Consider the following 23338-nt stretch of genomic DNA (forward strand, 5'->3'; position numbering starts at 1 on the left):
AGATACTTTGGGCGCTGCAATGGCAGGTCCAGCAATCCGAGCCCTTGAGATGGCAAAAGCTCTTTCTCAAGTTTCCACTGTCATTCTTGCCGCAACCGTGCCAACAACTTTTGTGCACGACGGTTTTGACGTAGTCGATGCAACGGACAGCAACCTTCGTGGACTTGTGAGATGGTCGGACATCATTGTGTTCCAAGGCGCTCTGCTGTCAACACATCCGTGGATCGCTAAGACGGACAAAATTATTGTTGCCGATGTCTATGACCCGATGCATTTAGAGACCTTAGAGCAACAAAAACACATTCCAGCAGGAATACGTTTCGTTGAAACCTTGGATATTGTTGCCATCTTCAATGAGCAACTCGTACGAGCAGATTTTTTGCTTTGTGCTTCAGAAAAACAAAGAGATCTCTGGATCGGCCAACTTGCTTCTGTAGGTCGCTTAAACCCACTCACCTACGACCGCGACACAAGTCTAAGAACTTTAATCGATGTCGTTCCTTTTGGAATTCAAGAAGCACCACCTCAGCAACACAAGCATGGGATTCGTGGGGTCATTCCTGGAATTGGAATGGATGACAAAGTCGTTCTATGGGGTGGGGGAATCTACAACTGGTTTGACCCACTCACATTAATCCTTGCAATTGCGAAGGTCTCCCAAAGTCACCCAGACATCAAACTTGTATTTATGGGAACTCAACATCCCAATCCACATGTCCCCGAAATGAAGATGTCTTTTGAAGCACGAGAGCTCTCGAAAGAACTTGGTCTGGAGGGTAAACATGTTTTCTTCAATGAGGGTTGGGTGCCTTATAACGAAAGAGCTGATTTTCTCTTAGATGCTGATCTTGGCGTAAGTACCCACCTTGATCATTTGGAAACCGCATTTAGTTTCCGAACTCGTATCTTGGATTATCTCTGGGCAGGCTTGCCGATTGTCGCGACGAGTGGAGACACTTTTGAAGCGATTATTGAATCAAACATTCTTGGAAAAACAGTTCCGCCAGGTGATGTAGAGCACCTTGCTTCTGCAATCACAGAACTGCTCTACGACCAGAAGCTTTCACAGGCAGTTCGAGTAAACGTGAATCACTACTCAAGAAATTTAAAATGGAATTTAGTACTTCAGCCACTGATTGAATTTGTAATTGCCTCCCAACATGCAGCAGATTACAACAGCGGATTCTCTCTAGGCATCACCAAACTCGCACATGTTGGGAGACGAACACTGAGGCAGAGGATCTTCATGTATTCGCTAAGTGTCAAGTTGAATGGCTTCAAGTATTCAACTGATTTGTTCTTGAAAAATCTCTTTGGGAAAACACTGAGAAAATTCAAAAAACTAATTCACGTCGATTAGACAACAAGTGCCCTCGAGAGTGTCTAGGTTCACGACATCGTTGATATCTCTCCCACAACATCGTTGATACTCCAACCCTGACCGCGCTGAACCCCTCGGGGGTTCACATTTCGATGTCTTGCAACATTGATCAAGGAATTTGATATCTGTTCTGCTTGAGACGAATCGATTCGTTCACTTCAAGCTAAGAAACCTACATCCGCGCTGGTGCAAGACAAGATGGCAGATTCACTTCATCGGCTTCTTGCCCGCCAAGCAGCGCTAGTGCGGTGCTCTAAATCAACGGGGCATCAAGGAAATAATCCAACAGGCATGATGCGACAACTCGTTGCAATAACAACGAAGTCTCGAGGCATATATCAACTATGTCTCGAGACTTCACACAAGTGCCCTCGAGAGTGTCTAGGTTCACGACCTTGTTGACACATGAGTCGCGTCCTTATTAACACTAGATGAGTCGCGTCCTTGTTGACACTCTGGAGCAATGTCGAAACAACGCGTCGTCGTCCTCTCTATCGTCCACCAAGGCCTAACAGTCACTGAAGCAGCCAGAACTCATGGCTTCTCCAGAGCCCATATCTACACCCTCCTCAAGCGTTATCAAGAAGGTGGCCTTGACGCTGTCGAACCTCAATCGTCCAGGCCGAAGTCCTCACCACATGCCCTCAGCGATGAACTGCGTTTGCGCATTATTCAATTGCGCATCCATCTCGATGCAGAAGGACTCGATCATGGACCTGAAAGCATTCAACCCTTCCTCACTACTGAAGGCTTCACCGCGCCGTCCACATCCACAATCAGACGTGTTCTCCACCAGGCAGGACTCATCACCCCGGAGCCGAAGAAAAGACCTAAATCTTCTTTCCTCAGTTTCGAAGCAGACCAACCCAACGAAACCTGGCAGTCGGATTTCACCCACTGGTCATTAGCTGACGGGCGCGATATTGAAATCATTAACTGGCTCGATGACCATTCCAGAAAGCTACTTTCCATCACGGCCTATGACCGCATCACCGGCCCCATAGTTGTTGAAACATTCACGGCAAACATCAACAAATACGGGCCTCCCCAGTCCACACTCACCGACAACGGGGTTGTTTACACTGCTCGCTTCACCAAAGGCAAAAACGCGTTTGAATACTTCTTGGCAGAGCTTGGAATCGTTCAAAAGAACGGCAAGCCCTACCATCCTCAAACCCAAGGCAAAATCGAACGCTTCCACCAAACACTGAAAAAATGACTGCGCAGCAGAGAACCAGCACACACTCTCGCAGAACTCCAACAACAACTCGATGAGTTCCAAGAAATCTATAACCACCACAGACCACACCGCGCATTGGGCAAAAGAACACCCGAAGAGGTTTATCAAGCTGGAGTGAAAGCACACCCCGTCAAAGAATCCGTTTCACACGACTGGCGCACCCGCTATGACAAAGTCGACAAAGGAGGAAAACTCACCCTCAGACGCGCAGGAAAACTTCACCACATGAGCGTCGGCGCGGCACATGCCGGAGAAGAAGTTCTTATGTTGATCGACCAAACAACCGTCATCGTGACACTGCAACACAGTGGAGAAGTCCTCAGTCAACATCACATAGAACCAGAAAGAAACTACTGGCGAGACCAACTAAAAAGTCCAGGCCGATGGCCTGGACTTTCATAATTTTGTCAACAAGGTCGGGACTCATCTGTCAACAAGGTCCCGACTCATCACACAAGTGCCCTCGAGAGTGTCTAGGTTCACGACATCGTTGATATCTGTCCCACAACATCGTTGATACTCCAACCCTGACCGCGCTGAACCCCTCGGGGGTTCACATTTCGATGTCTTGCAACATTGATCAAGGAATTTGATATCTGTTCTGCTTGAGACGAATCGATTCGTTCACTTCAAGCTAAGAAACCTACATCCGCGCTGGTGCAAGACAAGATGGCAGATTCACTTCATCGGCTTCTTGCCCGCCAAGCAGCGCTAGTGCGGTGCTCTAAATCAACGGGGCATCAAGGAAATAATCCAACAGGCATGATGCGACAACTCGTTGCAATAACAACGAAGTCTCGAGACATATATCAACTATGTCTCGAGACTTCACACAAGTGCCCTCGAGAGGATTCGAACCTCCGACCTTTGGTACCGGAAACCAATGCTCTATCCCCTGAGCTACGAGGGCGGGATTGAACAAGGCTATCAGTCGGGTTGAATACGAGTCCCCCGATAGAATTGTCCATTGTGACCCCACAAGACCTTGCACGCGAACTATTTGAACGCATTCTCGTCGTTGCCCAGCGTGGAAGCTTCGAGACTTCCAATCTGGTGGCAGACGAAGTAGTACTAGAACGTCCCAAGAATCGCGACCATGGAGATTGGGCATCCAGTATTTCTCTCAAATTGGCAAAGCCATGGGGGTTGAACCCTCGCGAACTTGCAACCCAACTGGCCCTGGAACTTGAATCAGTTCAAGGAATCGCTTCTGTTGAAGTCGCAGGTCCTGGCTTCATCAACATTCGCCTAGATGCAGCTTCAGCAGGTGCTCTTGCCAAAACCATCGTTGACGTTGCTTCTGAATATGGCAATGGAGACGTTTACCGCGGGGTGAAGCTCAATCTTGAGTTTGTCTCAGCGAACCCCACAGGCCCTATCCATATGGGCGGTACCCGTTGGGCTGCTGTTGGTGACTCTTTAGCGCGTATTCTTCAAGCTGCTGGTGGTGAAGTTACCCGCGAGTACTACTTCAATGACCATGGTGCACAGATTGATCGCTTCTCACGAAGCCTCATTGCCGCTCATTTGGGTGAGCCAGCTCCAGAGGATGGCTATGGCGGTGCATATATCCATGACATCGCAGAACGTGTTGCAGCTGCCTATGCACAAGACCTCTCAGTACTTCCTCGAGATGAAATGCAGGAAGTATTCCGCTCTATTGGTGTGGAACTCATGTTCGGTGAAATCAAAGCTAGCCTGCATGAATTCGGTGTGGACTTTGATGTCTACTTCCACGAGGACTCACTCCATGAGTCTCGAGCAGTTGAACGCGCAGTTGAGCGTCTTCGCCAGCAAGGCCACATCTTCGAACAAGATGGGGCAACCTGGCTGCGCACAACTGATCTCGGAGACGACAAAGACCGCGTAATTATCAAGAGCGATGGTCAGGCTGCCTATATCGCCGGAGACCTTGCGTATTACTTAGATAAGCGTGAGCGTGGCTTTGATCGCAACATCATCATGTTAGGTGCAGATCACCACGGTTATGTTGCCCGAATGATGGCGATGTGTGCTGCGTTTGGTGACGAACCAGGTGTAAACCTCGAAATCATGATTGGCCAGATGGTCAATCTTGTTCGTGACGGACAGCCCATGCGCATGAGTAAGCGTGCAGGAACAATTGTCACTCTCGAAGATCTGGTTGAAGCAGTCGGTGTAGATGCCGGTCGTTATGCCCTTGTGCGCAGCTCTAGCGACTCTCAGCTCGATATTGATCTTGACCTTCTAGGCAAAAAGACCAATGACAACCCTGTCTTTTATGTGCAATATGCCCATGCCCGAACCTGTGCTGTCGCGCGCAACGCAAAAGCTTCTGGTGTGCGCCGTGAAGATGGTTTTGCGCCCGAGCTGCTGGACCACGAGGCAGAGTCTCAACTACTAGGTGTCCTGCAAGAGTTCCCTCGCATTGTGGCGCAGGCAGCGGAGCTTCGAGAGCCCCACCGCGTTGCTCGCTATATCGAAGAAGTAGCCGGCTACTACCACCGCTGGTATGACAAGTGCCGTGTTATTCCACAGGCAGATGAAGAAGTAACAGATCTTCAACGCACACGTCTATGGCTCAATGATGCGACCGGTCATGTTATTCGTAATGGTCTTGGCTTGTTAGGTGTTTCCGCTCCGGAGCGCATGTAACCAGTTCGCGTGGGTGTTTTCACTCGCCTAGAATTGAGGTTCACCGCAAATAGTGCTTGGTGAAAGGCTTCAGGGACCAAGCCGGGTCCGCTCGCCCACACTTTTACTCTGATATTTATCTCAAGAGGTATTCCTGTGGTTGCTAACCCGCTTGCTCCACACTGGCTCGACGCCAGTGTGGATGACAACGCGTTGATTGGTGACATTTGGTCATCAAATACCTTACGTAATCCCTCGGGTGAGCTTGAAGTTGCTGGAGTTCCTGTTTCTTCTCTGGCGGCTCAATTCGGCACCCCAGTATTTGTTGTGGATGAAGCTCACGCACGTCATCGTGCTGAACAGGTCAGATCAGCTTTTGATGCTGCACTTGGCGCTGTCGGGACCACAGCAAAGGTTTACTACGCAGGTAAAGCTTTCCTTTGTACTGAAGTAGTTCGTTGGGTTTCCGAAGCAGGACTCAATGTTGACGTTGCTAGTGGGGGAGAGCTTGCTGTGGCGCTCGCCGCCGGACTCGATCCAGCCCGCATCGGCCTGCACGGAAACAACAAGTCGCAGGCTGAAATCGAGCGTGCTGTTGATCTCGGTATCGGCACCATCGTTATCGATTCGTTTGTTGAGATCGGACGAGTTGCTGATGCTGCTCGTCGTGCCGGCAAAACTCAACGCGTTCGTCTTCGCGTGAACAGTGGTGTTCACGCACACACTCACAGCTTTCTTGCTACCGCGCATGAAGATCAGAAGTTCGGCGTCACCATTTCTGACGCTCCTGCGCTTGTTACTGAGATTCGCTCACATGATTCTCTGGAGTTTGTTGGTCTTCACTGCCACATCGGTTCCCAGATCTTCGGAACAGATGGTTTTGCTGAATCGGCTGCACGATTGCTGACTCTGCACGCAGAACTCCTTAGGGGTGGTCCAGTTCCCGAGCTGAACCTCGGTGGAGGCTTCGGAATTGCCTACACACCTGCAGATGAGCCGACTCCTATTGAAGAAATCGCTCAGGAGATTGCTTCTGTCGTTGCTGCAGAGTGCGCTCGTCTTGGTATTGAAATTCCAGTTATCTGTGTTGAACCTGGTCGTGCGGTGATTGGCACGTCCACCTTCACTCTCTATGAAGTGGGAACCACCAAAGATGTCACCGTTGAAGTCGTTGATGTAAACGGTGTCCCCACTGGCGAATCTGCAGTACGCAAGTACGTCAGCGTTGACGGCGGCATGAGCGACAACGCACGCCCTGCGCTTTATGGGGCTGATTATTCAGTTCGCATAGCAAACCGAGTTTCTGATTCTGAGCCCGCGCTGGTGCGTATTGCAGGTAAGCACTGTGAATCCGGAGACATTCTTGTCTATGCGGATTACCTTCCGGGGGATGTCCACCCAGGTGACCTACTCGCCATTCCTGCTACCGGCGCATACTGCTGGTCGCTTGCCAGTAATTACAACTACTTAACACGACCTCCGGTCGTGGCCGTGAAAGACGGCGCCGCACGCGTGATTGTGCGCGGCGAAACCGAAGAAGACCTCTTAGCGCGCGACATGGGCGTTATCCGAAAGGCACAGTAATGATTGAGTACCGTAACGTCCGCGTAGCTTTGCTGGGTGGTGGAACCGTCGGAGCGCAGGTAGCGCGATTGCTTCTGGAACACAAAGAAGAGTTTGCTTCTCGCGTGGGGGCTAGCTTGGAGCTCACCGGCATTGCCGTGCGCAACTTGGACGCAGCGCGTTCTGCAGATCTGCCCAAGGAGCTCTTCACAACTGACGCAGAATCTTTGATTCTGGGAGCCGACATTGTCATCGAGGTCATGGGTGGTCTGGAGCCAGCTCGGAGCTACATTCTGCAGGCCATTAACTCGGGTGCTGATGTTGTCACCGCAAACAAGGCACTTCTTGCTACTCACGGAACAGAATTATTCGAGGCAGCCGAGCGCGTAGGCGCTCAGCTCTACTTCGAAGCTGCTGTTGCGGGTGCAATCCCGATCATTCGCCCACTGCGTGAAAGCCTTGCCGGTGACCGCGTCAAGCGCATCATGGGCATTGTGAACGGAACCACCAACTACATCTTGGACAAGATGGACACCGAAGGCGCGTCATTCGATGACGCGCTTGCCGTGGCCACTGAGCTGGGATATGCCGAAGCAGATCCCACCGCAGACGTTGATGCTTTTGATGCAGCTCAAAAAGCTTCCATTCTGGCCAGCCTCGCCTTCCACACCACGATTCCTTTGGAAAGTGTTCACCGTGAAGGTATCCGCGCGATCTCGGGTAAGACCGTTGAACTAGCAAAGAAGGCTGGTTACGTGGTCAAGCTCCTCGCAGTTTGCGAGCGCTTGACCGACCCAGCCACTGGTGAAGAAGGCGTCTCTGCGCGTGTTTACCCTGCATTGATTTCCCGTGAGCACCCACTTGCCGCGGTTCACAAGGCCAACAACGCAGTCTTCGTTGAGGCAGAAGCAGCTGGCTCGCTGATGTTCTATGGCGCAGGTGCTGGGGGCCCCGAGACTGCTTCTGCAGTTCTGGGTGATCTCGTCTCTGCTGCACGACGTCACGTAATCGGCGGTCCTGGTTTGGGTGCTTCTACTCACGCGAACCTGCCTGTGTTGCCCATTAGCGCGATCACAACCCGCTACCACGTGACCCTGCTGGTCTTTGACCGTCCTGGTGTTCTGGCCTCGGTTGCTGAAGAGTTTGCCAAGCACGGTGTTTCGGTCGAATTGGTTGAGCAAGGCACATTTGGTAGTGAGGCGGTGTCTGGAGAGGCTGCTCCGACGGCTACGCTAGTTATTGGCACGCACGCAGCTCTTGAGTCTGATCTGGCGGCCACCGTTTCCGCTCTCGCGCAGCTGGATGCCGTGAGCTCAGTGGTTTCGGTTCTACGAGTTGAAGGAGCCTAAATTGGCACACCAGTGGCGTGGCGTTCTGCCCGAGTATGCAGACCGTCTGAACATTTCTGATGCAACCCCCATCATCACCTTGGGTGAAGGTGGCACGCCACTGATTGAAGCTAAGGCTCTCTCGGCACGCACTGGTGCACGTGTCTTCGTGAAGTACGAAGGAATGAACCCTACGGGTTCATTCAAGGACCGCGGTATGACCATGGCCATCTCGAAGGCTGTGGAGCACGGTGCCAAGGCAGTTATCTGTGCTTCCACCGGTAACACCAGTGCTTCTGCTGCGGCCTATGCAACTCACGCAGGTATTTCTGCCGCTGTACTTATTCCTGAGGGCAAGATCTCCATGGGAAAGCTCAGCCAGGCTGTTGCTCACAACGCTGAAATTATTCAGATCGAAGGAAACTTCGATGACTGCCTCGACATCGCGCGTGACCTCGCAGCTAACTACCCTGTTCACCTCGTGAACTCGGTGAACCCAGACCGCATCGAAGGCCAGAAGACTGCTGCATATGAAGTAGTTGAAGTTCTCCAGGACGCTCCTGACTTCCACTTTGTTCCCGTAGGTAACGCGGGTAACTACACCGCATACTTCCGTGGGTACAGTGAAGAACTCGAACGTGGTGCTGCAACCAAGCTTCCTCGTATGTTCGGTTTCCAGGCAGCTGGTTCAGCACCTATCGTGCTCGGCCACCCCGTCAAGAACCCCGAAACTATTGCAAGTGCTATCCGTATTGGTAACCCTGCTTCTTGGGAGTTTGCACTCGGTGCACGCGACACCAGCAATGGCTACTTTGGTGCCATTGATGACGCAGGCATCCTTGCTGCACAGCGGATCCTTTCTGCTGAGGTCGGCATCTTCGTAGAGCCAGCTTCTGCAATCTCTGTTGCTGGTCTTCTGGAGCGTGCTGAGAACGGCCACATTCCAGCAGGTTCCACCGTTGTGTTGACCGTGACCGGTCACGGCCTCAAGGACCCCCTCTGGGCTCTCAAGAAGGCTGACGGCACCGAAGTAGCTCCTACTGTTGTTCCAGTCAGCACCGAAGAGGTTGCTGGCGTACTTGGCTTGGTCAAGGGCGCTTCTCACTAATGTCTTCAGGGTCCATGCAGGTGCCGGTAGGCAGAGCGGTTACCGTTCGCGTACCGGCTACTTCGGCAAACTTGGGCCCCGGCTTTGACACCCTTGGACTTGCTTTAGGTTTCTACGACGAGCTCGAGGTTTCCACTCGATCTGAACCAGGTGCAACTGTCGATGTCATCGGTGAAGGTGCAGCAGATAGTGCTGCTCCGGTATCCACCGACTCTTCCAACTTGGTTGTTCAGTCCATTGCTCACGCTTTCGCGCATGCGGGCGTGGCAATGCCTGGACTGAACCTTCGTGCACACAACCAGATTCCTCACAGCCGCGGCATGGGTTCCTCTAGTGCGGCGATTGTTTCTGGTTTGGTTGCGGCTCAAGGTTTGCTCGAGGGAATCTTTGACTTCGACGCAGATACCCTGCTGCGTCTTGCTACTGATCTTGAAGGCCACCCCGACAATGTCGCGCCTGCGCTTTTCGGTGGCCTGACAATTGCGTGGACCACTGAAGATGGTCCCCGCTGCAAGCGTTTGCTCGTTCACCGAGGTGTTTCACCTCTTGTGTTGGTGCCCTCCTTCACCATGTCGACAAAGCAGGCTCGTGCTTTGCAGCCAGAGAGTGTTCCTCACGAAGACGCGATCTTCAACGTGTCACGCTCTTCTCTGCTTGTCGCTGCGCTCACGCAGAGCCCCGAGCTGTTGTTTGAATCAACAGAAGACAAGCTCCACCAGGATTATCGTGCTGAGGCAATGCCTCAGACCAGTACCTTGATCAAGCTTCTTCGTGAGCACGGCTTCGCAGCTGTTGTTTCTGGTGCTGGTCCATCCATATTGGTGCTGTGCTCAGATCCTGCACAGCGCGTCGAAGCAGCAAAGCTTGTTGCTCAGCACGAAGAGAGCCCGTGGCGAGCTCTCATGCTTGCTGTGGACTTCGCAGGCGCTTCCTACGCACCTGCTGAATAACCACTGCTACGTAGTTGCTTTTCTGGCCTGAAGCCAGAAGCGCAGGGCCAGACCTAAGCGGATTACTCCGCGCACTGGCGCCCAGAGGATGCCCTTGTATTTCACATGGATAAAGCGCATGGCGCTTTCATGGTGAATACGAAGCATGGTCTTCTTGATGGCCTTGGTGGATTCGCCACCGATATGGGTAATCGAAACTTCAGGAACATAGAGGTTGGTGTAACCGAGCTTGCCTAGTCGGTATCCCAGATCCACGTCTTCGAAATACATGAAGTAGTGGTCATCGAAGCCTCCTACTTGTGTGAACAAGTCCCTGCGGACGGCAAGGCAGGCGCCTGAAACCCAGCCGGTAGAAACTGTCTTGTTCTGAAGATGTGCTTCCGAAAGATAGTTCTTGGTCCACGGGTTAGTGAGCCAAATATTGGCAAAAAATGCGTGCCCCACTCCGTTACGAATGGAAGGGATAGAACGTGCTGAGGGGTAAACAGAGCCGTCTTCGTTGTAAATTCGAGGTCCAGCCACGCCAACCTTTGAGTCCTGAACTGCATTTCTGAGTGACGCAACCGTCTCCGGGTTCAGTTCACTATCTGGATTGCACACCAACAGAGTCGTGAGTTCCTTATGGAGGCCAGGAACTGCTTTGTTCACCGCTGAACCGTAACCGACGTTTGCGTCAAGCTTGAGTAGGTTGACACCAAGCTTCTTGGTGAGCTTCTCAGTAACTTCAACGTCTGCAGAGTTGTTGTCCACTACTGTGATCTGGCTGGGGGAGGCGACTGACTTCACTGCACTGGTGAGGAAGTCAGCAAACTGCGCGCTGGAGTTGTAGCTCACGGTAATGATGGCTACATCGCTGGGGGCAGTTGTCTTTTGAGTCATGAGAATTTTCCTTCCCCAGACTACAAGCACAGTCCATCACTGGCTTGAACCGGAGGGTTCCCAGGTTTAAGTACAGCAAACTGCTACTATGTAAGTGCACCGGTTGAAGTCGCGAAATCTCGCGAAAGCCTCCCGGAGCATTCACCAGTTCGATATCGAACTTCTGTAACACCTCATTTCGCACTACCTCCACACAGCCCACATTTTCGAATGCAGCGGCTTGGAAAAGCTCTAGTGCACTAAATATCTATAAGGAGAACTCATGTCTGAGAACTCGATCAATGAAACCCCCGCTGCAGAAGCAGCACCCCGCAAGCGCACTTCTCGTCGCGCAACCGTGACCGCTCCCGTGGCATCTGCTGACGCAGTGTCCGGTGCAGTCTCAGTAAGTGCTTCAAACCACGTGAACTCAAGTGACGCTGGCGTTCCTGCGCTGGCACCTGCTCTCCAGGCCAGCGCTGAGGAAGCACCACGTCGTGGACGTGGACGCCCAGCCAAGAAGACTGTCGACGCTACTGCTGAAGCTCCCGCAACCGAATCTGCTGCACCAGCAGAAGCTGGCGAAGCAGGTCCACGTCGTGGACGTGGCCGCGGTCGCAACGCCGAAGCCGCTGAAAGTAACGGCGACGCAGAGAACAACAACTCTTCTGAGGGTGCAGCTGAGGGCGACAACGCCGAAGGTGATCGCCCCAGCCGTAACCGCAACCGCAACCGCAACCGTCGCGACCGTAACGATCGCACCGAAGGCGACAATGGAAGCCGTAACAACGGCCCCGAGTCCGAAGGCGAAGAGCGCTTCGACCGTAATGACCGCAACAACCGCAACAACCGTCAGCGTGACCGCCGTCGCGGTGGCCGGATGGGTGACGAAGTTGAACCAGAAATTCTTGAAGACGACGTCCTGATTCCTATCGCAGGTATCTTGGACGTTCTCGACAACTACGCCTTCGTGCGCACTTCCGGCTACCTTCCCGGAAACAACGACGTCTATGTCTCGCTCGGCCAAGTTAAGAAGTACAACCTGCGCAAGGGTGACGCTGTCATTGGTTCTATCAAGCAGCCACGCGATGGTGAGGGCTTCGGCCGTCAGAAGTACAACGCACTGGTCAAGATTGACTCCATCAATGGTCAGACCATTGAAGAAGCAGCAACCCGCGTCGACTTCCAGTCCTTGACTCCTCTCTACCCACAGGAGCGTCTGCGTCTAGAGACCGAGTCCTCCAAGATCACTGGTCGCATCATTGACCTGGTTTCGCCCATTGGTAAGGGTCAGCGTGGTCTGATTGTTGCACCGCCCAAGGCTGGCAAGACCATCGTCATGCAGCAGATTGCGAACGCCATTGCCCAGAACAACCCTGAGGTTCACCTCATGGTTGTTCTCGTCGACGAGCGTCCCGAAGAAGTGACCGACATGGAGCGCACCGTCAAGGGTGAAGTTATTGCTTCCACATTTGACCGCCCTGCAGAAGATCACACCATGGTGGCAGAGCTCGCTATCGAGCGCGCAAAGCGCCTCGTCGAGCTCGGCCAGGATGTTGTTGTTCTCCTCGACTCCATCACTCGCCTCGGACGCGCATACAACCTGGCAGCGCCTGCTTCCGGTCGTATTCTCTCCGGTGGTGTTGATGCAGCTGCGCTTTACCCACCCAAGAAGTTCTTTGGTGCCGCTCGCAACATTGAGAACGGTGGCTCACTGACCATCATCGCTTCGGCACTGGTTGAGACCGGTTCGAAGATGGATGAAGTCATCTTCGAAGAGTTCAAGGGGACCGGAAACATGGAGCTTCGCCTGTCGCGTTCACTCGCAGACAAGCGCATCTTCCCTGCTGTTGACGTCAACGCGTCGGGTACTCGCCGCGAAGAAATGTTGATGGGGCCTGACGAAGTCAAGGTCACTTGGAAGCTTCGCCGCGCTCTTGCTGGTCTTGACCAGCAGCAGGCGCTGGAAAGTGTTGTGGGCAAGCTCAAGGAGACTGCAACCAACGTTGAGTTCCTCATGTTGATGCAGAAGTCCAACGCTTCCAAGGAGGACTAACCCGTGCTTTCTTCTGTACAAGGCCTTCTCGCCGAGTACGAAGAGCTGCAGGTTCAGCTCTCCGACCCGGCCGTGCACGCTGACGCTGCACGCTCGAAGAAGCTCAACCGCCGTTATGCCGAACTCAGCCAGATCAAGACTGCATATGAGCAGTTGAACGCTCTGGAAGAGGACTTGGCTGCAGCTAAGGAACTTGCTAAGGAAGACGAAGCATTCGCTGCTGAGATTCCCGCACTCGAGGAAGCAATTCCAGGAGCTCAGGAGAAGCTGCGCCGTTTACTCATTCCTCGTGACCCCGATGATGGCCGTGACGTGATCATGGAAATCAAGGGTGGTGAAGGTGGCGCTGAAAGCCAGCTCTTCGTAGCTGACCTTCTGCGTATGTATCTCCACTACGCCGAGTCCAAGGGCTGGAAGACAGAAGTTCTGGATAAGACCGAGTCCGACCTTGGTGGCTACAAGGACGTTCAAGTTGCCATCAAGGGCAACTCGAACGACCCAGCACAGGGTGTCTGGGCTCACCTGAAATATGAAGGTGGTGTGCACCGCGTTCAGCGCGTTCCCGCAACCGAGTCTCAGGGCCGTATTCACACCTCTGCTGCCGGTGTCCTCGTTTTCCCGGAAGTGGATGAGCCTGAAGAAGTACAGATTAATCAGAACGACCTCAAGATCGATGTCTATCGCTCGAGTGGTCCTGGTGGACAGTCTGTGAACACTACTGACTCTGCCGTACGTATTACCCACCTTCCCACGGGAATTGTGGTTTCGATGCAGAACGAGAAGAGCCAGCTTCAGAACCGTGAAGCCGGTATGCGCGTGCTCCGCGCGCGCATCCTTGCTCGCCAGCAGGAAGAAGCAATGGCGGAAGCCAGTGCGGCACGTAAAGAACAGATCCGCACCGTGGACCGTTCAGAGCGTATTCGTACTTACAACTTCCCTGAGAACCGCATTGCTGACCACCGCACGGGTTACAAGTCTTATGACTTAGACCGCGTGATGGATGGCGCTCTCGAGCCAGTGGTTCAGTCCTGCATTAGTGCTGACGAAGAATCACGTTTGGCAGCTTTGGGCGACCAAAACTAGTTCAGAACTAGACTCAAAGCATGTCTGCAAACGATGCATTGGCACCGATTCTTTTCTCGGTGCCCTTTCGTGCGCCTGCTGCACCAGACAATTTGGCCGCAGTAATTGCGTCAGACCATGTCCATGGTGACGGCCCCTTCACGAAGTCTGCGTCAGCAAAGTTGGTGGAACTTACGGGTTCTCCAACTGTCCTGCTCACCACTTCTGGAACAGCTGCGCTTGAGATGGCAGTTCGTCTATTGGGTATCGGTGAAGGTGACGAGGTAATCGTCCCCAGCTTTACCTTCTCTTCGGGCGCGGCATCTATCGTTGCTGCCGGGGGAGTGCCCGTCTTCGTCGATATCGAAGGCGACAGTGGAAACGTTGACCCCGTCGAGGTTGAAAAGGCAATTACGTCTAAGACAAAAGCCATCTCCGTCATGCACTACGGCGGAGCGCCTGTGGATATGGACGCCATCATGGCGATCTCTCGCAAGCACAACATCCCCGTGATTGAAGACAATGCTCACGGACTAGCTGTGAATTCTCGATACGGTGCTCTCGGAACCATTGGTTCTGTTGCTATACAGAGTTTCCACGACACCAAGAACATTCACTGTGGTGAAGGTGGAGCGGTTCTGATCAATGATCCAGCACTCGTTGAAGCTGCTGAAATCATGCGAGAAAAGGGAACCAACCGTTCTAAGTTTTTGCGTGGTCAAGTCGACAAATACACCTGGGTGGATTGGGGATCTAGCTATCTTCCTTCAGAGCTGAACGCAGCAGTGTTAGATGCTCAACTAGATGCTTTTGAAGGCATTCAGGAACGACGTTTTGAGATTTGGAACACCTATTCCGAAGCTTTGACCGATTGGGCAAAGTCTTTAGGCGGTGCAGTCATGTCTCCCATAAATGGGGAACATGCTGCTCACGTGTTCTATGTCTTGATGCCTGATCAAGACACCAGAGATGCACTTCTTGAATACCTCCGAAGCAATGGAGTTATTGGTACCTTCCACTACGTGCCACTTCATTCCAGCCCCGCTGGCAACAAGTATGGTCGAACTGTAGGTTCTCTCGCTAAGACAGACTCCTTTGCAGGGCGTCTTGCTCGGTTGCCTCTCTGGCCAGGAATGACGGATGCTCAGATTGCCTACGTCATTGACACCGTGAAGGCTTTCCAGAAGTAATGTCCGTTCTCAAACGTGCCTCTGACATGCTCAAATATGAGGGCGTGAAGTCCACTGCGTGGCGCGGAGCAAAGTGGTTGACCTCACGGTCAAACCCTTTCGAAGAAGTACCCCTAGCAACAGTGTTCAAGCAAGATGTCTTGGCTGTTGACTGGACACAAGACCGAGACTTCAAAGCGGAAAAGCCTGTCAAGCCTGGCGGGAAGCCTCAGATTGCGTGGGTTATCTCACCTCCGGGAAGATCCAGTGGTGGTCACCAGAACGCATACTTGTTTATGGAATTCCTGGAAAAAGCCGGCTATGAAATCACCATCTTTCTCTATTCGGCAGGCGCCTATCCCAAGGTGAGTGTTGAGGGTGTGAAGCACATGCTTTCCACCAACTCGGGTTACCCCCAGCTCAATGCTGAATACCAGATGTATGACCCTGAAACGGGTCTGACCGGTGATTTTGATGTCATTGTTGCGACAGACTGGGCAACTGCATATGCGGCATGGCGCTACGAGCGCAATATCCCCAGGATCTACTGGGTTCTCGACTTTGAACCCTATTTCTTTCCTGCAGGTCCTGACTACGTTGTGGCAGAGAACTCATACCGTCTCGGGTACCACGGAATCACGATCGGTTCGTGGCTTGCCGCGAAGCTCAAGCGTGATTACGGCATGCCCACAGACTTCTACGAATACTCCGTAGATGCATCTCGCTACACCCGGACCAACGACGCTGCTCGCAATGAAATCTTGTTCTATGCCCGCCCTACGACACCTCGTCGTGGCACCGAGTTTGGACTCCTTGTTCTTGAAGAAGTCCACCGCAGACGTCCTGACATCTCCATCAACATCGCAGGGTGGGACATGTCCAAAGCGGGAATTGAATTCCCGTTTGTGAACCACGGAACTCTTCAGGTTTCTCAGCTCCCAGAGCTCTATAACCGCTGTGGTGCTGCGCTTGTTCTTTCGCTGACCTGCATGTCTTTGCTTCCTTTGGAAGTCATGGCTTGTGGTGTTGTTCCGGTGGTCAACGATGGTGAAAACACACGCATGACCTTGCGTGATGATCCACGTATTGAGTTCGTGCCTATGTCTCCCGCACTCATGGCTGATCGCATCATTGCGGCTTTGGATCGCCCAGATCAGGTTGAGTATTCGCGTTCCTTGGCTAAGTCTGCTGAAGGTGGTTCCTGGAACAATGCAGGCGCACACGTCGTGGCCACCTTTGACAAGATCATCAAGCGCAAGAAGAAGTAATGCCCCTCGTTACTCCAGAGAGTAAGAAGACGGTTGATGCAACCGTCTTCATTCCTACTTTCAATGGTGAGAAGTATCTAGACCGTTTGCTTCATGCTGTCGAATCTCAAGACTTCGCAGGCAACTTTGAAATTCTCATCATTGACTCTGGTTCAAGCGATGCCACCCTCGACATTATCGGCACCCACCCAGCCGTGCGCTTGGTGGAGATTCCAGGTTCAGAGTTTGGCCACGGGAAGACACGTAACCTAGCTGCGAGGCTTGCTCGTGGCACCTACATCGCCTATCTCAGCCACGACGCTATTCCTACAGATTCCAACTGGCTCACTAACATCACAGCACCACTGGACTCTGCAGGTCTGAACTGTGTGGGGGTTGTGGGAAAGCACATTGCCCGGGCTAACTGCTCACCACTATTGAAGTATGAAATAGATGGCGTATTCAGAGCCTGCGGACCTGACGGAGAAACCACCGTCATTGATGGCGCACTCTCGAAGACGCATGAACTTTCTCCGGGAGAGTTGTTCTACTCTGATGTGAACTCCGCAACCAGACGCGACTTCTTACTCAACACAATTGCCTACCGTGACGTGAACTACAGCGAAGACATGGCTTTCGCGAGAGATCTCTTAGAAGCTGGCTACCGCAAAGCTTATGTAGCCACGGCTGTGGTGGAGCATTCCAACGACGTCACCTTAAGTGAATACGGCAAACGTATCTTTGATGAGAACCTAGGTATGCGTCGTGTGGGCGAAGGTCGACAGTCTTTGTCGTGGGCCCAAGCCAAGCTTCGCGCCGTGCGAGATGTACTTGTCTGCTGGGGCAAGATTCTGCGAGATGGCGACTACAGCATCTGGGCCAAGACGCTTTGGATGTTTGTGAACCCCGCCTATGCATGGACAAAGTGGGTCAACATTCACCGAGCACTCAATGTCTCGCTGGATGACGGTAAGAAGATTGCGAAGTATTCATTGGAAGTTTCACGAGCGAAATAATCCACGGAAGCTTAAATGAGCAATCCCTCACTGCCGCAGCATATTCGTGAGGGACCAAGTCGACTGTCGGATTTCTCAGAGAATCAAACTCTTGCTGTTTATTATTTTACCTGCATGTAGAGCTTTTAGAACTTTTTAAATAAACATGGCGGGATCTACCCACGCACGACCGTTGTCCTCTACTACGTCACCTGGCACCGCTACCTTGCCGTTACGTGGGCGGGCAATACCTGGAATGCCTACGACCTGTGAGTCTGCAGGAACGTCCTTCACCACAACTGCATTGGCGCCAATTGCGCTGTTGTGACCAACGATGAGGGGGCCAAGTACCTTGGCGCCTGCGCCAATAGTGACATTGTTCTCGATGGTGGGATGGCGCTTTCCGTGCTCGAGCGAACGCCCACCAAGTGTGACGCCGTGATAGATCATCACGTCGTCACCGATTTCTGCAGTTTCACCGATGACAACACCCATGCCGTGGTCAATAAAGAATCGGCGGCCGATGGTCGCTCCAGGGTGAATCTCAATACCGGTCCAGAACCTGATCCATTGAGACCCCACGCGAGCAATGAACTTGAACCCATGAGTCCAGAGCCAGTGGTGCCAGCGGTGAGCCCAGACAGCGTGAAGACCAGAGGCAACAACCCAGGTCTCAAACGACGAGCGAGCAGCTGGGTCGTGTGAGCGCGCATTGGCGATGTCTTCACGGATATTGAGCATAAGACTTACAAGGCTATCTAAGTTCTAAAAAACTATTCGTCAGTTTGTCGATTGATGAACTCAACCATTCCAGGAACGGTAAATGCTACGACCCCATGTTCGGGGGCGTAGATTATGCCTTTTGAAATCAAATTTGCCCTAGCGGGCCCAAGGCTTTCAATCTTTCGCCCCATGCGAGAGGCGACTTCACTAGACATAGCTGAATTGTTTCCCTCTGCAGCAACGGCACGGAGATATTCTTTTTCTTTGGTAGTGGCGCGATCCCAGCGGGACCGGAAGAACCCACCGTCTAATTCCCGTTGTCCAAACTCAACTCCTTGTTGAGCATCTTGGAGAGAAATCGGGTCGGAATCCGCGGCGATCCATGAATCATGTCCAAATTGCTGGATGTAATAGGGATATCCGCTTGCTGCGTTAATCACATAATCTCGAGCACTGTCTTCCCACCCGATTCCTTCACTAGCAGCAGGTGAGGTGAGCGCTAACCGCGCATCTTCAAGGGGTAATTCTCGAATTTCATGATAATCAAAAAGCCGTTCTGTATAAGACTTCGCTTCAGAAAACAATCTTGGGAGGCTTGGAAGTCCGGCAACGGCAGCTAGAAATGCCCAACCTTCTTGCCCAGCGCGATGAGTAACTGCAGCTAGAACAGCGAGTTCTTCTTCCTCCAGGTCTTGAGCTTCATCGACCAATAGTGTGAAGCCCAAGCCGAGATCTTGCGCTGCGCTGGAGACGTCGTGGACGAGTTTAAACATGTCAGATTCTAAGTTTCCTGAATCCGCACCTCCGCCTGGTTGATCACTTAGGTCGATACCAAAGCTGAAGTTTCCAGAATTAGGATCGAACGTTGTTTTGAAACTCGCGAGTGTTTTGAAAGCTTTTAGCATTCGTTCTTTTGCGCCTGGCCTTGCGAAATCTGCAAGAACTTGATGTAGCTCCAGGCTCAGTCTTTCCCGAAGAGTTTGTCCAGCCCCGGCTTCAAATTTAACTACTATCCATTCGTGTTTCTTTGCTTCTCTGGAAAATTCAGCAAGCAGAACGGTTTTGCCGACACCTCGTAAACCGTATAGGCAAAAAGATCTTGCGTCCCGACCATTTTCGATTCGCTGCAGACTAGATTTCCATCTGTCCAGAGTTTGGTCTCTTCCAACAAGTTCAGTCGGCTTTCGACCAGCGCCAGGGGAGTAAGGGTTCGTTCCATGTTCCATATGTAACATTTTATAAGTACTTATAAGAAAAAACTATAAATGCTTATAAATTGTTATAAACGGGTTCATGCGTAATCACTATTAACCCAAGAACCCCCGTAAGACTTCGTCAAACGGGGGTTCTGAATAGAGGGGCTAGTCCTTAAAAGGCTCCCACAGTGCGGTGGAGACATAGCGCTCGCCATAGTCGCAGACGATGGCAACGATGGTCTTGCCCTCGTTTTCGGGACGCTTAGCAACCTCGGTTGCTGCGTAGAAGATAGCTCCGGTGGAGATTCCAGCCAAGATGCCTTCTTCTGCAGCCAGACGGCGAGCAAACTCGATCGACTGGTCGAAGTTGACGTCGAATACCTCGTCATAGACGGTGGTGTCGAGGATGGGGGGCACGAAGTTCGCGCCAATGCCCTGGATCTTGTGAGGGCCAGGAGCGCCACCGTTGAGGATGGGGGACTCTTCAGGCTCAACAGCAATGATCTGAATGTTGGGGTTGAGTTCCTTGAGGCGCTGACCGGTTCCGGTGATGGTTCCACCAGTTCCCACGCCTGCTATGAAGATGTCTACCTTGCCGTCAGTGTCAGCCCAGACCTCTTCGGCAGTAGTTGCGCGGTGGATAGCTGGATTAGCAGCGTTCTCAAACTGACGAGCCAGGATTGCACCAGGAGTGTTTGCCACGATCTCTTCTGCGCGAGAAACAGCACCGCGCATTCCCTCAGAACCGGGGGTGAGGACAACTTCAGCACCGTATGCACGCACAAGAACGCGGCGCTCGATGCTCATGGTCTCGGGCATGGTCAAGATGACCTTGTAGCCACGAGCTGCACCTACGAGGGCGAGAGCGATACCGGTGTTACCGGAGGTTCCCTCAACGATGGTTCCACCTGGCTTGAGCTCACCAGACTTCTCTGCAGCGTCGATGATCGCCTTACCCAGGCGGTCCTTGACGGAGTTGCCGGGGTTGTAGAACTCAAGCTTGGCGTAAACCGTGGCGCCAGCGCCCTTGGTCAAGCTGTTGATGCGCACCAGCGGGGTGTTGCCAGTGAGCTCTGTGATGTTGTCATACAGACGAGCCACGATGAACCTGTTTCTCTACTAAGTGGGTGGTACTAAAGCGTTCTTTGATTATGTGGCACACACGCACCCCCGCATAGTTCTGTTACGTTCAAAGACATTATGAATTCCACACCGCACGCCGACGACATTGCCCTCGCTGATCTCCGTCAGTGGGCAATGCAGGTTCTGAGTGCTGCGGGCATTCTCGATGCTGATGTGGACGCCGAGCTCTTGATCGGTCACATTCTGGGCTGGAGCCGCGGTGAACTCGCCTCCAAGCTGGTCACGGGCTTCACCGTGCCAGGTGAATCCGCACTTGCTATTCGTCAATTGGTGGAGCGTCGGGCTGGCCGCGAACCGCTTCAACACATCTTGGGGGTCGCCTGGTTTAGGTCAATGACACTTCAGGTGGGCCCAGGAGTCTTTGTCCCGCGCCCAGAAACTGAGCAGCTTGCGGGCATGGCTATTGACGCTCTACGTTCTCTGGCGGAACCTTCGCCAATCGGTGTTGATCTGGGAACAGGTTCGGGCGCGATTGCACTCGCCATGGCAACCGAAGTTCCTCATGCCTCCATCTATGCCGTCGAGAAGAGCCCTGAAGCGCTCCCTTGGACGTCGAAGAACTTTTCTGCACTCGGTGGCAATAATGCTCACCTGGTTCCGGGCGACCTTGCAGGCGATGAGTTACTAGCGACCTTCCCTCATCTTGAAGGCTCTGTCGCAGTGATTGCGTCCAACCCTCCCTACATCCCCGTGGATGCCATTCCACGCGACCCAGAGGTTCAGCTCTTTGACCCCGAACTGGCTCTCTATGGCGGCCAGGACGGTCTTGACGTGGTGCGCCAGGTGTCCCAGGTGGCTTTAGTACTCGGGCGCCCTGGTGCCGCTCTCATGTTGGAGCATGGTGAATTGCAAGGCGCTGACATTCGAGAAATTCTCTCGGCTGACGGGTGGCGGGCTCCAGCAACACATCGCGACCTGACCGGTCGCGACCGCTACACAACAGCGACCCGCCCGTAGACTGAACCCTGACCTAAGGGGAGTTGACCTGTGGCTATTTCGCCGGACATCGCGGTGGCAATGTGCACTTACAACGGTGCGCAGTACATCGTGGAACAGCTAGAGAGCATGGCTGCTCAGACGCTCTTGCCTGCTGAAATCGTGGTCTCAGATGACGGCTCAGCAGACGGCACGATTGCTCTTCTCAAGCAAACCTGGGAACGCCTTTCTGAGCAAAGTTCTGAACTGCGCAAAGTGGAATTGACTGTGATCTCAAACAAGTCATCTTTGGGCGTCACCAAGAACTTCGAGCAGGCGATTTCTGCAACTACCAAGCCCTATATCTTCTTGGCAGATCAAGATGACCTGTGGTTCCCGCAGCGCTTGGAAGTCGAAACTTCCAGGCTGAAAGCTGGTGCAGGTTTCGTCTTTGGCGATGCCCAGTTGGTTAACTCCAGTGGTGAGCCACTAGGTCACTCACTTTTCGAAGCTCTATCTCTCTCTGCATCAGAACGAGCGGGGATTGTTTCACACCCCGTAGATGTTCTGATCAAGCGGAACATTGTGACCGGTGCTACTGCTGCCTTCTCACGTTCAGTCTTCGACAAAGCCGCACCTTTTCCCTCCGGCTGGGTTCATGATGAGTGGCTAGCCATGGTTGCTGCACTGTCAGATGAGAAGTTCGCTGTGACGGAATCATTGATTGGCTATCGCCAACATGATTCCAACCAGATTGGTGTGAAGAAGAACACACTCTCCACCCGCATGGCCAAGCTACGCGCTGAAGGGGCAGAACGTAATGCTCGCCTGTTGACTCGAATCACGTCTCTTTCAGAACGCTCTAATGTCCTCGGAGCTTCTGCTACTGCACAATCGCTGATTTCGTCTTCGCTGAAGTTACAACAAGCGCGTTCTGCCTACCCGCGTAGTAGAGCTATTCGCTGGGTTCCTGTGCTGGGGCAAGTCATCACAGGTCGTTATTTCCGAGTGAGTAATGGACCCCGTGATGTACTGCGTGATTTGGTTCAGCCGCTCTAAGGCGCTGTTCCAACTTCGCTTTAAACTTCGACGCGTAAACTGTCAGAGTTATGTCTCGCATCTACGACTGCTCGGATAATTCCGAACTCCTCACCGGCATGCGGCTTGCTCGCCAAGCCGTGGCGAAGGGTCAGCTTGTCGTAATCCCTACGGACACTGTCTATGGCGTAGGAGCTAATGCATTCAGTCCAGAAGCAGTGCAACTGCTTCTGGAGGCCAAAGGTCGCGGGCGCCAGTCGCCTCCTCCCGTGTTGATGCCTTCAGCAGCAACCATGGATGGGCTTGCGCAGAACATTCCTGACGAAGTTCGCGCTCTTGCTGCAGTCTTCTGGCCTGGCGGACTCACTATCGTGCTCGAGGCACAGCCTTCACTGGCCTGGGACTTGGGAGATACCAACGGCACAGTTGCTGTTCGTGTTCCCGCCCACCCAGTCGCATTGGAACTCCTTGCCGAGACCGGACCACTTGCTGTTTCTTCAGCAAACCTGACTGGCCAGCCTGCGGCCACGACTGCAGCTGGCGCACATGACCAGCTAGGTGCTCGTGTTGAGGTTTATCTCGATGGGGGAGAAGCAACTGCCGGCCAGGCATCCACCATCGTGGATGCCACAAGCTTGTCTCGTGGTGAAGGCGGAATCCGTATTCTTCGCGACGGTGTCATTAGTGCTGCGCAGCTAAGAGAAGTCATCGGAGACACCCTCGAGCCAGCAACTGAAGCGGTGGGCTAACTCC

General features: G+C 53.0%; 18 protein-coding genes, 1 tRNA gene and 1 pseudogene. 15 read left to right on the plus strand and 5 right to left on the minus strand.

Annotation, left to right across the window (positions count from 1 at the left end; translation table 11 throughout):
• Window positions 1-19 precede the first annotated feature (19 nt).
• Both AURMO_RS02180 and AURMO_RS02185 read left to right on the plus strand, forming a co-directional pair.
• On the plus strand, window positions 20-1360 hold the full coding sequence (locus tag AURMO_RS02180; protein ID WP_162532646.1) for a glycosyltransferase: 1341 nt from the start codon (window positions 20-22) through the stop codon (window positions 1358-1360).
• Window positions 1361-1844: 484 nt separating this feature from the next.
• A pseudogene (locus AURMO_RS02185) lies at window positions 1845-3023 on the plus strand (IS481 family transposase).
• A 435-nt stretch (window positions 3024-3458) separates the two neighbouring features.
• Here AURMO_RS02185 and AURMO_RS02190 read toward each other — a convergent pair.
• A tRNA-Arg gene (locus tag AURMO_RS02190) sits at window positions 3459-3531 on the minus strand.
• A 98-nt stretch (window positions 3532-3629) separates the two neighbouring features.
• Between AURMO_RS02190 and argS the strand changes: the two genes are divergently transcribed.
• From argS to thrB, 5 genes are all read left to right on the plus strand, one after another.
• A complete protein-coding gene (gene argS, locus AURMO_RS02195; RefSeq protein ID WP_239406871.1) occupies window positions 3630-5255 on the plus strand; it encodes an arginine--tRNA ligase in 1626 nt (541 codons plus the stop codon).
• 135 nt (window positions 5256-5390) lie between these two features.
• On the plus strand, window positions 5391-6818 hold the full coding sequence (gene lysA, locus AURMO_RS02200; RefSeq protein ID WP_110232948.1) for a diaminopimelate decarboxylase: 1428 nt from the start codon (window positions 5391-5393) through the stop codon (window positions 6816-6818).
• A complete protein-coding gene (locus tag AURMO_RS02205) occupies window positions 6818-8146 on the plus strand; it encodes a homoserine dehydrogenase (RefSeq protein ID WP_110232949.1) in 1329 nt (442 codons plus the stop codon). Before lysA ends, AURMO_RS02205 begins: the two co-directional genes overlap by 1 nt.
• A gap of 1 nt (window position 8147) precedes the next feature.
• Window positions 8148-9233, plus strand: coding sequence for a threonine synthase (gene thrC / locus AURMO_RS02210; protein ID WP_110232950.1), 1086 nt, complete (start codon window positions 8148-8150; stop codon window positions 9231-9233).
• A gap of 14 nt (window positions 9234-9247) precedes the next feature.
• Window positions 9248-10183, plus strand: coding sequence for a homoserine kinase (gene thrB, locus AURMO_RS02215; protein WP_110234841.1), 936 nt, complete (start codon window positions 9248-9250; stop codon window positions 10181-10183).
• A 6-nt stretch (window positions 10184-10189) separates the two neighbouring features.
• Here thrB and AURMO_RS02220 read toward each other — a convergent pair whose 3' ends face one another.
• Entirely contained in the window at window positions 10190-11062 is an 873-nt protein-coding gene (locus tag AURMO_RS02220; protein ID WP_110232951.1) for a glycosyltransferase family 2 protein, read from the minus strand.
• 262 nt (window positions 11063-11324) lie between these two features.
• Here AURMO_RS02220 and rho point away from each other — a divergent pair, with 262 nt between their 5' ends.
• Genes rho through AURMO_RS02245 form a run of 5 tightly spaced genes read left to right on the plus strand, consistent with a single transcriptional unit; the run spans window position 11325 to window position 17591 of the window.
• On the plus strand, window positions 11325-13097 hold the full coding sequence (rho, locus tag AURMO_RS02225; protein ID WP_110232952.1) for a transcription termination factor Rho: 1773 nt from the start codon (window positions 11325-11327) through the stop codon (window positions 13095-13097).
• Window positions 13098-13100: 3 nt separating this feature from the next.
• On the plus strand, window positions 13101-14180 hold the full coding sequence (gene prfA, locus AURMO_RS02230) for a peptide chain release factor 1 (protein ID WP_110232953.1): 1080 nt from the start codon (window positions 13101-13103) through the stop codon (window positions 14178-14180).
• A gap of 20 nt (window positions 14181-14200) precedes the next feature.
• The gene (gene rffA, locus AURMO_RS02235) at window positions 14201-15349 is read left to right on the plus strand and encodes a dTDP-4-amino-4,6-dideoxygalactose transaminase (RefSeq protein WP_110232954.1); all 1149 of its coding nucleotides are present in this window, start codon (window positions 14201-14203) and stop codon (window positions 15347-15349) included.
• The gene (locus AURMO_RS02240; protein ID WP_110232955.1) at window positions 15349-16596 is read left to right on the plus strand and encodes a glycosyltransferase family 4 protein; all 1248 of its coding nucleotides are present in this window, start codon (window positions 15349-15351) and stop codon (window positions 16594-16596) included. The genes rffA and AURMO_RS02240 overlap by 1 nt, the downstream gene beginning before the upstream one ends.
• Window positions 16596-17591, plus strand: coding sequence for a glycosyltransferase family 2 protein (locus AURMO_RS02245; protein ID WP_110232956.1), 996 nt, complete (start codon window positions 16596-16598; stop codon window positions 17589-17591). Before AURMO_RS02240 ends, AURMO_RS02245 begins: the two co-directional genes overlap by 1 nt.
• A 135-nt stretch (window positions 17592-17726) precedes the next feature.
• Here the strand turns inward: AURMO_RS02245 and epsC are convergent, their stop codons facing one another.
• The 3 genes from epsC to cysK all read right to left on the minus strand — a co-directional run bounded on the left by epsC (window position 17727) and on the right by cysK (window position 20590).
• Entirely contained in the window at window positions 17727-18311 is a 585-nt protein-coding gene (gene epsC, locus AURMO_RS02250; protein ID WP_110232957.1) for a serine O-acetyltransferase EpsC, read from the minus strand.
• A gap of 32 nt (window positions 18312-18343) precedes the next feature.
• Window positions 18344-19519: an ATP-binding protein gene (locus AURMO_RS02255; protein ID WP_110234842.1), complete on the minus strand. Its 1176-nt coding sequence runs from the start codon at window positions 19517-19519 to the stop codon at window positions 18344-18346.
• Window positions 19520-19654: 135 nt separating this feature from the next.
• Window positions 19655-20590, minus strand: a complete 936-nt coding sequence (cysK, locus tag AURMO_RS02260; RefSeq protein WP_110232958.1) for a cysteine synthase A — start codon at window positions 20588-20590, stop codon at window positions 19655-19657.
• Window positions 20591-20689: 99 nt separating this feature from the next.
• On the opposite strand from cysK, the gene prmC reads away from it, so the two are divergent.
• Genes prmC through AURMO_RS02275 form a run of 3 tightly spaced genes read left to right on the plus strand, consistent with a single transcriptional unit; the run spans window position 20690 to window position 23334 of the window.
• The gene (prmC, locus tag AURMO_RS02265) at window positions 20690-21589 is read left to right on the plus strand and encodes a peptide chain release factor N(5)-glutamine methyltransferase (RefSeq protein WP_110232959.1); all 900 of its coding nucleotides are present in this window, start codon (window positions 20690-20692) and stop codon (window positions 21587-21589) included.
• A 30-nt stretch (window positions 21590-21619) separates the two neighbouring features.
• The gene (locus tag AURMO_RS02270; protein WP_110232960.1) at window positions 21620-22606 is read left to right on the plus strand and encodes a glycosyltransferase family 2 protein; all 987 of its coding nucleotides are present in this window, start codon (window positions 21620-21622) and stop codon (window positions 22604-22606) included.
• A gap of 50 nt (window positions 22607-22656) precedes the next feature.
• Window positions 22657-23334, plus strand: coding sequence for an L-threonylcarbamoyladenylate synthase (locus AURMO_RS02275; RefSeq protein ID WP_110232961.1), 678 nt, complete (start codon window positions 22657-22659; stop codon window positions 23332-23334).
• The last annotated feature ends 4 nt before the right edge of the window (window positions 23335-23338 follow it).

The organism is Aurantimicrobium photophilum, from assembly GCF_003194085.1.
Classification (GTDB): Bacteria; Actinomycetota; Actinomycetes; order Actinomycetales; family Microbacteriaceae; genus Aurantimicrobium; species Aurantimicrobium photophilum.